Below are 12,321 nucleotides of genomic sequence, written 5' to 3'. Positions count from 1 at the left end.
CTCCCTATCTAATCTGGCCCGTTCCATATATCACATACTTAGAGGAAGTAAGAGCAGGAAGACCCATCGGCCCGCGTGCGTGCAGCTTTTGAGTACTGATCCCGATTTCCGCACCGAACCCGAATTCAAATCCGTCGGTGAAGCGGGTGGATGCGTTGTGGTACACGGCAGCCGCATCGACCTGCTGGAGAAATCTCTGCGCATTGGTCTTTGTTTCTGTCACAATGGATTCCGAGTGCTTGCTTCCGTACCTGGCAATATGAGACATCGCTTCCTCCAGACTGTCTACTACGCGAACCGCCAGAATATAATCGAGAAATTCAGTTTCCCAGTCTTCTTCTGTGGCAGGGATGATTTCATGCGCAGGCGCCAGTTTTCGCGTTTGTTCACACCCGTGTATTTCCACCCCTTTTTCTTTCAGGGAAGCAAGCAGGGAAGCAAGGTACCGCTCCGCCCATTTTCTATGCACCAGCAATGTCTCGGCGGCATTGCATACAGCAGGACGCTGGGTTTTCGCGTTGGTAATGATTTGCTCTGCCATATCAGGCTTGGCTGTTTCATCAATATACACATGGCAGTTTCCAGCTCCGGTCTCAAGGACAGGCACAGAGGCATTTTCCACGACGAAACGGATGAGACCTGCGCTGCCCCGTGGGATGAGAACATCAAGATAGTCGTTCATTTTAAGCATCTGCCCGACCTCATCGCGGGTTCCCTCTTCGAGCAGTTGAACGGCATCGGTGGGTACTTTTGTTTCCCGGATGGCTTCCTGCAGAATGGAAACGATCGTACGGTTGGAGGTAAGAGCGGATGAACTGCCGCGAAGAAGAACCGCGTTGCCGGTTTTTAAACATAGTCCTGTTGCATCGACGGTCACATTCGGGCGAGCTTCATAAATCATCCCGATCACTCCTAAAGGAACACGAACCTGTGTAATTTGCAGTCCGTTCGGCCGCTCCCAGGATGCCAGCATTTCACCGACCGGGTCGGCAAGCGCCACGACCTGCCGCAATCCTTCCGCCATATCCTTGATCCGGTTTTCATTTAACAGAAGCCGATCAACGATAGAGGATGGCGCCCCGCTTTCCTTCGCTGCGGTCACATCGACTTCGTTTGCCTGAATAATCCTACTGGTGCTGCTCTCTAACGCGTCTGCCATGCGAAGGAGCGCTTCATTTTTTTCTTCCGTCGATAACAACCCCATAGTTACAGCCGCTTCTTTTGCCTTCTTCGCTTTTTCAAGCAATCTCATGTTACCGGTTCCCCCTTGTTTTCCTGTACGTAGAGTGTCACCCAGTTATCGCGGTGGATGACTTCCGCCCGTTCAATCCGAAGCATTTCCCTGCTGACAGATGTTGATTTTCCCTTCACGAGGGCCAACTGTTCGGCTGAATAATTTACTTCGCCTTTGCCGATCAGATGACCGTGTGTATTCCACACTTCAATCACCTGGCCGGGTTTAAAATGGCCCTGTATTTCAACGACGCCGGATGGAAGGAGGCTTTTATGGCCTTCCAGCATGGCTTTAACCGCTCCGTCATCGATTTTTATTTTCCCGCTGCTTTCCGCATGAAAAGCAATCCACTGTTTTCTCGATTTTAATGTTCCTTTAATATCATTGGAAAAATACGTTCCGGCTCCATTGCCGTTCAAAATAGCAAGCAGTTTATCATCCCCGCTTCCTGTGCCGATAAAAACGTCAATTCCGAGTGAGAGGGCCAGTTTAGCCGCACTGATTTTCGAGCGCATTCCGCCTGTGCCGACAGCAGTGCCGGAATCTCCGGCAATTTCTTCAATCTCAGGGGTAATCTCATTCACCCGTTCAATTTTTTTAGCTTCGGGATACAGGTGGGGGTTGGCGGTATAAAGGCCGTCTGTGTCCGTGAGAATGATCAGCCCGTCTGCATGGAGCAGAGCCGCAACGAGCGCGGACAGCATGTCGTTATCCCCAAACGTTAATTCGTCAACCGAGACCGTATCATTCTCATTGATGATTGGGACGATTCCGCGCTTGAGCAGGACGTTTAACGCCCCGTATGCATTATGGTAGCGGTGCCGCTTGGAAAAATCATTGCGGGTGAGAAGAATTTGCGCACCCGTTAACCCATGCCTGCGAAGGCAGTCATTGTACGCCTGGATAAGCAGCCCTTGCCCTACGGCTGCTGCTGCTTGCTTTCCTTCCAGCGTTACAGGTCGAGTGGGATAGCCTAACGCCGTGAAGCCGGCGGCCACCGCTCCCGAGGACACAAGAATGACCTCATGCCCCGCGTGGCGAAGATTTGCCAGTGCGGCAACGTGATTTTCCAGCTTTTCAAGGGATAATCCTTCGGTTAAATTCGTTAAAGAACTGCTTCCGATTTTAACGACAATCCGATTCTTCCGACCGTTTTCCAAGATAAACACGACCTTTTCCATATGAAGTAAAAAAGCCTTCCATCCCTTATGACAAAAAGGACGAAAAGCTTTGCTTCCGCGGTACCACCTTTATTGGCGTCTCTCATGAACAAAAACGCCCGCTTGATCCCTTTGATAACAGGTAAGGAAACATCCCGGCCAGTTCTCTGGCACTCCGGGGTGGGTTCCGGTAAATCGTACCGCAAATCTCTCAGCAAATGATTTGCTCTCTGGATGCACGCTTTTACCTTACTATTCCCCATCAACGTTTTGTTTTATTATGATGAACCTTTACACATTTGTCAATAAGTATGAAAAAAATTGCACAATCTTATGGATTGAATAGGTTCTTTTTGCCGGTGAATCCGCCATGGTAAACATCACACAAATCAAGTAAAATAAACAGGGTATGTGAGGGGGATTTATAGTGAGAACAACATCGCTAACGTATCGATTTTTTATGGTGATCATGGTTGTGATCGTAGCGGGCATGAGCCAGGGGCTTCTTCTGCCGCTGTTAACCATCTTACTGGAAAAGTCGGGCATACCGTCCGGCATGAATGGATTGAACGCTGCCGGGCTGTATGTGGGAACATTCATTGCGATGCTTTTTATTGAAAAGCCTGTGCGAAAATTAGGGTACAAACGAATGATTATGGCGGGAATGCTGCTGGTAACTATCGCGACGCTGCTTTTTCCGCTGTGGAATAATCTTATTTTCTGGTTCATCCTTCGCTTAGCGGTAGGGATCGGCGACAGTTCGCTTCATTATGCGACCCAGCTGTGGATTACTTCCAGCAGTCCTCCTAATAAAAGAGGCCGCAACATTTCTCTGTATGGCATGTCCTATGGAATAGGTTTCAGTATTGGTCCGGTTGGCATCAATCTTCTTCGATTCGGAGACTGGGTTCCGTTTGCGGCCATCTGTCTGTTTTATCTCGCAGCCTTAGGATTTTTGCTCAGGCTTACCAATGAGTTTCCGGCCCGTGAGCAAAAAGAGATGTCAAGAGGACAGCGGTATTCCGGCACTCTTAAAATCGCGTGGTTTGCTTTAATCCCTTCCTTTTTATACGGTTGCATGGAATCGTCCATGAACAGCAATTTTCCCGTATATGGTCTCCGGATGGGACTGAGTGAGGAAGCGATCTCGCTTCTTCTCCCGGCTATCGGTATCGGAGGTCTTATCCTGCAGCTGCCGCTTGGAATACTGAGTGACCGAAAAGGGAGAAAGCCGGTGTTAATGGGCGCCGGTTTTATCGGTTCCCTCGCGTTTCTTGCCGTTCCTTTTATGGAGGATGACGTATGGAAAATCTTTGTTCTGCTCCTGGCAGCGGGCGGCCTTGTCGGTTCCTTTTATTCGCTTGGCCTTGCTTATGCGGCAGACCTGCTGCCGAAATCCATTTTGCCCGCCGCCAACGTCATTGCGTCGATTAATTTCAGCATCGGCAGTATTGTGGGGCCAAATCTCGGAGGATTTGGAATTCAGTTTGTTTCACCGGCAACTATGTTTTATTTTCTTGGGGCTGTTTTCTTCGCATTCTCCGTGGCGGCCTTTTCTTTCGGAGAAACCTCGACGAGCGAGAAGGTGCATTAATTCATTTTACAAATTAGCGATTTTTCCTTACAATTGAAAAAAAATAGCTGGTACGCGGAAGGGGTCTGTAATCTTGATCATTCAAGTTAAAAATCTCCATAAGTATTTTGGTGAATTGGAAGTTCTTAAGGGAATCGACTGCATTATTAATGAGAAAGAAGTGGTCAGCGTCATCGGTCCTTCCGGTTCCGGCAAAAGTACGTTCTTGCGCTGCTTGAATGGTTTAGAAGAATTAACAAGCGGGCAGATCATCATTAACGGACATGATCTTTCCAATCCGAAGGTCGATATAAACCAGGTTCGAACCGAAGTAGGCATGGTGTTCCAGCGTTTTAATTTATTCCCGCATAAGACGGTTGTGGAAAACGTCGTGCTGGCTCCGGTGAAAGTGTTAAAAGAGAGCAAAGAAACGATACACAAAAGGGCGCTGGAACTTCTTGAAAAGGTTGGATTGCGCGATAAAGCTGACGTTTATCCGGAGAAGCTTTCCGGCGGGCAAATGCAGCGTGTGGCGATCGCGCGTGCGCTTGCGATGAATCCGAAAATTATGCTGTTTGACGAACCAACTTCGGCGCTTGATCCGGAACTCGTGGGTGAGGTTCTGTCCGTTATGAAAAATCTTGCTCAGGAAGGGATGACCATGGTTGTAGTCACCCATGAAATGGGCTTTGCGCGCGATGTGTGTGATCGGGTGATTTTTATGGATCAGGGTATTATTATGGAAGAAGGGCGTCCGGAAGATATATTTACGAATCCAAAAAATGAACGGACGAAGGAATTCCTTCACAAGGTGATCCACGCCTAAAGAAAGGGCGTTTGGAAAAAGCACAAGCGTGTCAATAAAGCTTTTAGCAAAAGGGCAAAGGCAAAAAATAGCCGCATACAAGAAACAGCAGGCTGTCGTTTAGGAGAGGGAATTTGTGAAATACATCGGTTTTCTACAGGGTTTTCAGCATCAATATGAGAGCCCAATACACTATGTTTTACAGCTGGCGGACGAACGTGTGACCATGAATGATTGGATTGGGAGACAGCTTCACCTTGAATTTAAAGGGAAAATTGAATGCATAAGCTGTGGACGCAAGATTAAAAAAACATACAATAACGGGTACTGCTATCCTTGCTTTACAAAGCTGCCGGAAAATGATTTGTGTATCGTTAAACCCCACGAGTGTCATTACGATCGGGGCACGTGCCGGGATCCGGAGTTTGGAAAAACACACTGCATGATTCCGCATTATGTATATCTGGCGGTAAGCAGCGGCGTGAAGGTCGGTCTTACCCGGAAAAATAATGAGATGAAACGCTGGATTGACCAGGGGGCGATGCGGGCGATTCCCATCGCTGAAGTCCCGACGCGCAAGCTGGCGGGGGAGCTTGAAGTGTACCTTTCGCAGTTCCTGGCAGATAAAACAGATTGGCGCAAGATGTTAAAAGGGGAAGTCGAACTTGTTGATTTGCTCGAACTCCGAGAAGAGGTTCAGGCAAAGTTTCCGGAAGAATTTCAACCGTACATTCTGAAAGAGGACCAGTGGGTGGACGTAACCTATCCGCTTACCGGGCAGATTGATAAAGTGAAGACATACAACCTGGACAAGCAGCCTGTTATAGAGGATGAGCTGATTGGGATAAAAGGCCAGTATCTGCTTTTTAAAAACGGTGTGCTCAACGTTAAAAAATATTCGGGCTACCAGGTTGAATTATCTACGCCTGTCCTCGCGTGAGGAGAGGCGTTTTTACGTCGTCAGTATAACCTTTCTTCAAATATAAAATAACATGGGAGAGAAACAACATGCACAACATGCGAAAAACTCTTTCTTTCATCGTCCTTGCTCTGCTTCTTTTTGCGATCGCAGGGTGTGGTGGAACGAAACAGGAAGTCAGCTCACAAAACAAGCCCAATCCACCGGCCGCTTCAAGTCCGGGATTTCCGGTTACCATACATGACAGTACCGGTACAGAAGTAAAGATAGCTAAAAAACCGGAGCGCATCGTGTCTATCATCCCTAATATGACGGAAATTGCCTTTGCGCTCGGGCTGGATCAACAGATTGTCGGCGTTTCCAACTACGATGATTATCCGAAAGAAGTAGCCAAAAAGCAGCGGGTCGGTGATTTGAATATTAATACGGAAAAGGTTGTATCTCTGCAGCCTGATCTTGTCCTCGCCGATTCGAGTAACGGCAAAGCGATTGCAGCCCTCCGCAAGCTGGGCATTCCGGTTCTAGCATCGGATGCAAAGACATTTGACGACATCTATGCGTCTATCGAGACGGTAGGGAAGGCAACGGGAACAGAAGATAAAGCGGAACAGCTTGTTGCCAAAATGCGGAAGGATGTGAAGCAGGTTACCGACAAGGTAAAGGATATTCCAGCTTCTAAAAAGCCGAAAGTATGGGTGGAAGTAGACCCGACTCTATTCACTACCGGAAAAGGTACGTTTATGAATGACATGATTGAAATGGCTGGTGGGGTGAATATTGCCTCTGATCTTACCGGCTGGAAACAGCTTTCGGAAGAAAAAATCATCGAACGTAATCCTGACATTATTCTGGATACATATGGCTATTACCAGAAAGGGGCAACTGAAAAAATTAAGCAGCGAACAACGTGGAAAGGCATTCATGCGGTGCAGCAGGGCAAAGTTTTTGACCTTGATTCCAATCTAGTGGACAGGCCGGGTCCGCGTATAACAGACGGTTTAAAACAAATTGCAGCCGACCTGCACCCGGACCTTTTTAAATAGATGGCTGGCACTAAGGTTCAAAGAAAGCCATCTTCCTGGTCCTGGTATAAGCGCCTGGTGTTCTGGCTGCTCTTGCTCTCATTTCTTTTGTTCCTTGCTGTCATGTTCAGTGTATCGCTCGGGAGCGCGAACCTTTCATATTTTACGGTTTGGCAAATCATTATGTCCCATCTGCCGTTTGGTTTGTCAGCGGCGAAGGGGGTGCCGTCTGCTGCTGAGACAATCGTATGGGAAATCCGCATGCCGCGTGTTTTGCTTGCTGTACTTGTTGGTGCCGCACTGGCTTCTTCCGGGGTCGTTTACCAGGGTGTACTTCGCAATCCACTGGCAGATCCATATATTCTGGGAGTGTCTTCAGGCGCCTCGCTCGGGGCAGCTCTTGTCATTATGTTTGGCTGGCAGATAAGCGTAACCGGGCAGTGGACGCTTCCTCTTGTTTCTTTTATCTGCGGACTTGCTACGTTGTTCATTGTGTATCGTCTCGCCTTCACCCGCGGAAGAGTTCGAATCGAGTCTCTCATCCTGTCCGGTGTCGTTGTGCAGGCTTTTCTCGGTGCAGGGCTTTCTCTTGTGCTTTCACAGTCACAGGAAAAGGCTCAGCAGATTATCTTTTGGCTTATGGGGAGTTTAACACTCAGCGACTGGACTTTCGGCGAAGTAATTTTTCCTTATATTGCGGGCGGTATCCTCGTGATGTATGGATTTGCGCGTGAGTTGAATATTATGGCACTTGGCGAGGAACATGCGCACCATCTCGGGATGAATGTCGGATGGGTTCGTCTCGTACTGCTTATTGCTGCTTCGTTAACAGCAGGCGCCGCGGTATCGGTATCCGGTGTCATTGGATTTGTCGGTTTAATTGTTCCGCACATCATGCGCATGCTGGTTGGTTCCGACCATCGTTTGCTTTTCCCCGTATCAGCTATAGCAGGCTCAGTTTTGCTTGTTATTGCAGACACACTGGCACGCATCATTATGCAGCCACAGGAGCTGCCGATTGGAGTCATTACCGCCTTCCTTGGGGCTCCTTTTTTTGCGTATCTTCTGCGTCAAACAAGAAAAAACTTCTTTTAACACGGCCGCCCGCCCTAAAAGGATGTTTAAATGTAGAAAATTGGAGTGGAGATCGTGATAGATGTACAACAAATTAGCTACCGCGCGGAAAACATTCCGATTCTTACAGAAATTGATTTTCGGGTGAATGAAGGAGAAACCGTTGGAATTATTGGACCCAATGGTTCCGGTAAATCGACCCTGGTTAAAATTCTTTCCCGCGTGTTAAAGCCTGATCAAGGCGAGGTTTATATCGACGGAAAAAAACTAGCCGATTATCCGTCACGAATTCTGGCCCGTAAATTGGCGGTTGTCAATCAAGGGGGAATTGCCGCATCATCTGTGGAAGTAGAAGAGGTGGTGGCGATGGGGCGCTACCCGTACCAGCGGTTTTGGCAACGTGAGTCGAAACGCGACAGGCAGGCGATATATGAGGCTATGGAACGCACCGGAATTGCGGCCATTGCACACAAAAAGTTAGATGAACTAAGCGGTGGAGAACGCCAGCGGGTGGCCATTGCATCCTCGTTTGCCCAGCAGGCGAAAATCCTCCTGCTGGATGAGCCGACAACGTATCTGGATATTGGTTATCAGGTATCTATTCTCAATTTGGTTCGGAGCTGGCAGAGAGAAACTGGCGGAACGATATTGCTTGTTCTCCATGATTTAAATCTCGCCGCCCAGTACTGTGACCGTCTTCTCCTGATAGAACAGGGCAGAATTACACGCGGCGGATGTGTGAATGACATCATCAATGCCCCCCTTTTGCAAGAGGTGTACGGGACAGAACCGCTGATCGTGCAGCACCCTACCCTCAATGTGCCGCAAATTCTGCTTCAACGTGCGACTATAACGTAAATTGTGCTATGATAAAATTTGGGAGGCGTCTTATGTCAGAAATAAAAGCGTATGTATATAACAAATGTGGCACATGCCGGAAAGCAAAAAAATGGCTGGATGAAAATGGGGTGCCTTATCAGGAAATTCCCATTGTTGACCGGCCGCCGACAGTAGAGGAATTGCGTACATACTGGCAGCGAAGCGGACTGGACTTAAAGAAATTTTTTAATACGAGCGGGCAGTCGTACCGCGAACTTGGCTTAAAAGATAAGCTGGGCAAGATGTCGGAGGAGGAGATGCTTGCCCTGTTGGCTTCTGATGGCAAGCTTATCAAACGGCCGCTTATTGCAGGCAGCGAACATGTAACCGTCGGATTTAAGGAAGAAGACATGGAGAAAAATTGGAAGTAGAGGGAACGAACTTGACAATATCACTGCATGTACAACCGTCCAGAAGACTGGCGGGGTTATCGTCGGCTATTTTTACAGAGATGAATCAGAGAAAGAGAGCGGTGGAAGCAAGCGGCACGTTTGAGGTGATTGATCTTGGCATTGGGAGTCCTGATCAACCTCCTTCGCCTTTTATTATGGAAGCGCTCACTCAGGCGGTTCGCAACCCTGATAATTATGGATATCCGACCTCGGAGGGCTCTCTGCGCTTCCGGGAAACCGTAGCCAGTTGGTATTTTCACCGCTTTCATGTTGAAGTCGACCCGGATCACGAAGTTTTATCATTAATGGGTTCGCAGGATGGGCTGGCTCATCTGGCGCAGGGTTGGATTGACCCGGGAGATGTCGTGCTCGTACCGGATCCGGGCTATCCTATTTATTTTGCCAGTGTAAACCTGGCCGGCGGCGAGATTTATCCGCTTCCGCTTCGGGCGGAAAACGGTTTTTTACCGGACTTTACGAATATACCCGCTGACATTCTGGAACGGGCGAAGTTAATGGTGTTGAATTATCCAAATAACCCTGTTTCCGCTACGGTTCAAGAAGGGTTCTTTGAGAAAGTGGTGAGATTCGCGCGGGAAAATGATATTCTTGTGGCCCATGATATGGCGTATTCGGAAATGGCGTTTGACGGTTATCGTCCGCCAAGTTTCCTCGAAACACCAGGGGCGAAAGAAGTCGGCGTGGAATTTAATTCGCTGTCAAAAAGCTTTAATATGGCCGGGTGCCGTGTTGGATATATTGTGGGGAATGCACAGATCATCCGCCCGCTTGCAATCATCAAATCCAATATCGATTACGGTATTTTTCTTGCGATTCAAGAGGCTGCGATTGCCGCAATGGAGCATGATATTTTGCATCCGGGTCAAAATCGGATTGCGCAAGTTTACCAGGAGCGGCGTGACGTTCTGCTTGACGGTCTAGCAGCGATCGGATGGAAAATCGATAAGCCGAAAGCGACGATGTTTGTGTGGGCGCCGATTCCGGATGGGTGGACATCGGAGAATTTTGCATTTACGCTGCTTGAAAAGGCCGGCGTTGTGGTCATTCCCGGTAATGCGTTTGGCCAGGAAGGGGAAGGATACGTTCGCATCGCCCTTGTAAAACCGGTTGATGTATTAAAAGAAGTGATCGAACGCATAAAAAAATCGGGAATAATTTCTCGTTAGATGGTCTACAATAATTAGCGTGTGTTGCAACATTGTACGCTTAATTAAAATTATTATTAGAAAGTATTGACTATTATCTCTAGGATTTGTTATGATCTGAATGAAGAAAATGAGCAAATTAGTTATTTTTTCCGGGTTTCCCGGAATGAAAATATTTTTATGGGAGGTCATTACATATGGCAGAACGTTTAGTAGGTTTACAAGCCCCTGACTTTGAAATGGAAACAGCCCTCGGTGACGGGGAAAACTTCGGTACTGCGAAACTGTCTGACTACAAAGGTAAATGGTTAGTTATGTTTTTCTACCCGCTGGATTTCACATTCGTATGCCCGACTGAAATTACTGCAATGAGCGATGCTTATGAGCAATTTAAAGACCTCGATGCTGAACTTCTTGCCGTCAGCACGGACAGCAAGTACTCCCACCGTGCATGGATTAAAACGCCCCGCGACGAGAATGGACTTGGCAACATTAACTTCCCAATTGCTTCTGACAATACACACAAAGTATCTCGCGATTATGGCGTACTTATTGAAGAACAAGGGGTTGCGCTTCGCGGCCTGTTCATTATTGATCCTGAAGGTACGCTTATGTACGCTGCTATTCATAACCTTGATGTCGGTCGCAGCGTAGATGAAACGCTTCGTGTGCTGCAAGCTTTCCAATCCGGCGGCCTTTGCCCTGCGAACTGGAAGCCAGGCCAGGCTCTTTTGAAAGGCTAATTGTATTCGTTGACGCTTCACAGTATTATTCATTAAAGAAGGACCTAACCTATTTCGTTAGGTCCTTCTTTTAACCTTTGCATTGGCGATAACGTTTTACCAAGCATCCTACAAGGAGGTTAAGCAGTCATGAAATTACGTGATGAAATGCCTGAATTTAGCGGTGTAACAGAATGGGTAAACGGTGAAGTAACGAAGGAAGAATTAAAGGGACAGCCAGCCCTTGTTCATTACTGGTCGATCAGCTGCCATACGTGTAAAGAAACGCTCCCGCAATTGAACCAGTGGCGGGATTATTATAAAGACCAGGGACTGCGGGTCGTTAGTATTCATATGCCGCGTTCGGAAAAAGATACGCAAATTGAGCCTGTTAAAGAAGCGATAAAACATTACGAATTGACTCATCCGGTTGCTATTGATAATTCTCATGCGCTGGTCGATGCGTATGAAAATCAATATGTGCCCGCTTATTATTTGTTTGATAAGGACTTAAAACTTCGCCATTATCAGGCGGGAGAAAAAGGACTTAAGATGCTGGAAAAACGGTTGGATCGCATACTTGGACCGGAAGAAGCGGAATAGACGATTATTGAATGACACGAATAGGAGGACAGGGACGATGAATGTACCGGCTAATCTGAAATATAGTGAAGAACATGAATGGGTGCGAGTGGAAGGCAATAAAGCTTATATTGGAATTACTGATTTTGCCCAATCCGAGTTAGGCGATATTGTGTTCGTTGAACTGCCGTCTGCAGGTGACCAAATCACACAAAACGATCCCTTTGGCAGTGTGGAGTCGGTAAAAACGGTTTCTGAATTATATGCCCCTGTGAGCGGTAAGGTCGTTGAAGTTAATTCCAGCCTTGAAGACTCACCTGAACTGGTAAACGAATCACCATATGATAAAGCATGGATGATCGTAGTGGAGATCTCAAATCAAGGCGAACTTGATAAATTAATGGACAGCTCTGCATATGAAGCGATGGTTAAGGAAGAATAGTACTATAAACTTTCTTACCATGAGGTGATGAACATGTCTGATGTATCAAAAATTGATATTACCAACAAAGTCCGCGGAGAACTCACCGATGATTGTATTGTCTTAACCTTGAATGGGCAGGAAATCGGCCATATTCCTTTCGAGGGTGCTAATTTCACGATGAATGCCGGTTTTCATATGGATGCACAGCGTATTTTCAGGGTCGATAATGCTGATGTGGTTCAAGTTGATAATTATGTTGGAGACTGTGAATCGGGGTGGTGCTAAAAGCACCGCTTTTTTTTTTATCGTTAAAGAAAGTATATGTTGCTTTACAGTGTTAAAGCAACATATACTTTCCTCCATGGGTCA

General features: G+C 47.3%; 14 protein-coding genes and 1 other annotated feature. Of the genes, 12 read left to right on the top strand and 2 right to left on the bottom strand.

The window, feature by feature from the left end:
- Positions 1–4 precede the first annotated feature (4 nt).
- Both H525_RS0115575 and proB read right to left on the bottom strand, forming a co-directional pair.
- Complete coding sequence (locus H525_RS0115575) at positions 5–1,252, bottom strand: glutamate-5-semialdehyde dehydrogenase (RefSeq protein ID WP_027416934.1); 1,248 nt, start codon at positions 1,250–1,252, stop codon at positions 5–7.
- Positions 1,249–2,415 carry a glutamate 5-kinase gene (gene proB, locus H525_RS0115570; protein ID WP_035101573.1) on the bottom strand — a complete coding sequence of 389 codons (1,167 nt, stop codon included), beginning with the start codon at positions 2,413–2,415 and terminating at the stop codon, positions 1,249–1,251. The genes H525_RS0115575 and proB overlap by 4 nt, the downstream gene beginning before the upstream one ends.
- Before the next feature lie 32 nt (positions 2,416–2,447).
- Positions 2,448–2,669: a binding site (T-box leader), on the bottom strand.
- Positions 2,670–2,821: 152 nt separating this feature from the next.
- Between proB and H525_RS0115565 the strand changes: the two genes are divergently transcribed.
- The 12 genes from H525_RS0115565 to H525_RS0115510 all read left to right on the top strand — a co-directional run bounded on the left by H525_RS0115565 (position 2,822) and on the right by H525_RS0115510 (position 12,237).
- Complete coding sequence (locus H525_RS0115565) at positions 2,822–3,988, top strand: MFS transporter (RefSeq protein WP_245590498.1); 1,167 nt, start codon at positions 2,822–2,824, stop codon at positions 3,986–3,988.
- Between the two features lie 73 nt (positions 3,989–4,061).
- On the top strand, positions 4,062–4,793 hold the full coding sequence (locus tag H525_RS0115560) for an amino acid ABC transporter ATP-binding protein (RefSeq protein ID WP_027416931.1): 732 nt from the start codon (positions 4,062–4,064) through the stop codon (positions 4,791–4,793).
- A gap of 115 nt (positions 4,794–4,908) precedes the next feature.
- A complete protein-coding gene (locus H525_RS0115555; RefSeq protein ID WP_027416930.1) occupies positions 4,909–5,712 on the top strand; it encodes a DUF2797 domain-containing protein in 804 nt (267 codons plus the stop codon).
- 68 nt (positions 5,713–5,780) lie between these two features.
- On the top strand, positions 5,781–6,734 hold the full coding sequence (locus tag H525_RS0115550; RefSeq protein WP_051331085.1) for an ABC transporter substrate-binding protein: 954 nt from the start codon (positions 5,781–5,783) through the stop codon (positions 6,732–6,734).
- Positions 6,735–7,808, top strand: a complete 1,074-nt coding sequence (locus H525_RS0115545) for a FecCD family ABC transporter permease (protein WP_051331084.1) — start codon at positions 6,735–6,737, stop codon at positions 7,806–7,808.
- A gap of 54 nt (positions 7,809–7,862) precedes the next feature.
- Positions 7,863–8,645 (top strand): ABC transporter ATP-binding protein, encoded by a 783-nt coding sequence (locus tag H525_RS0115540; RefSeq protein ID WP_027416927.1) that lies wholly within the window; start codon positions 7,863–7,865, stop codon positions 8,643–8,645.
- Between the two features lie 32 nt (positions 8,646–8,677).
- Positions 8,678–9,037, top strand: coding sequence for an arsenate reductase family protein (locus tag H525_RS0115535; RefSeq protein ID WP_027416926.1), 360 nt, complete (start codon positions 8,678–8,680; stop codon positions 9,035–9,037).
- 23 nt (positions 9,038–9,060) lie between these two features.
- Complete coding sequence (locus H525_RS0115530; protein WP_035101639.1) at positions 9,061–10,245, top strand: LL-diaminopimelate aminotransferase; 1,185 nt, start codon at positions 9,061–9,063, stop codon at positions 10,243–10,245.
- A gap of 176 nt (positions 10,246–10,421) precedes the next feature.
- On the top strand, positions 10,422–10,967 hold the full coding sequence (locus H525_RS0115525; RefSeq protein ID WP_027416924.1) for a peroxiredoxin: 546 nt from the start codon (positions 10,422–10,424) through the stop codon (positions 10,965–10,967).
- Positions 10,968–11,096: 129 nt separating this feature from the next.
- Positions 11,097–11,549, top strand: coding sequence for a redoxin domain-containing protein (locus H525_RS0115520; protein ID WP_027416923.1), 453 nt, complete (start codon positions 11,097–11,099; stop codon positions 11,547–11,549).
- 37 nt (positions 11,550–11,586) lie between these two features.
- A complete protein-coding gene (gene gcvH, locus H525_RS0115515) occupies positions 11,587–11,970 on the top strand; it encodes a glycine cleavage system protein GcvH (RefSeq protein WP_027416922.1) in 384 nt (127 codons plus the stop codon).
- Positions 11,971–12,003: 33 nt separating this feature from the next.
- Positions 12,004–12,237, top strand: a complete 234-nt coding sequence (locus H525_RS0115510) for a DUF2553 family protein (RefSeq protein ID WP_027416921.1) — start codon at positions 12,004–12,006, stop codon at positions 12,235–12,237.
- Positions 12,238–12,321 lie beyond the last annotated feature (84 nt).

It is taken from the genome of Aneurinibacillus terranovensis DSM 18919, assembly GCF_000430625.1.
GTDB lineage: Bacteria > Bacillota > Bacilli > Aneurinibacillales > Aneurinibacillaceae > Aneurinibacillus_B > Aneurinibacillus_B terranovensis.
Note: the sequence above shows the minus strand (reverse complement) of the source record. Positions and strands in the feature narration are given on the sequence as shown.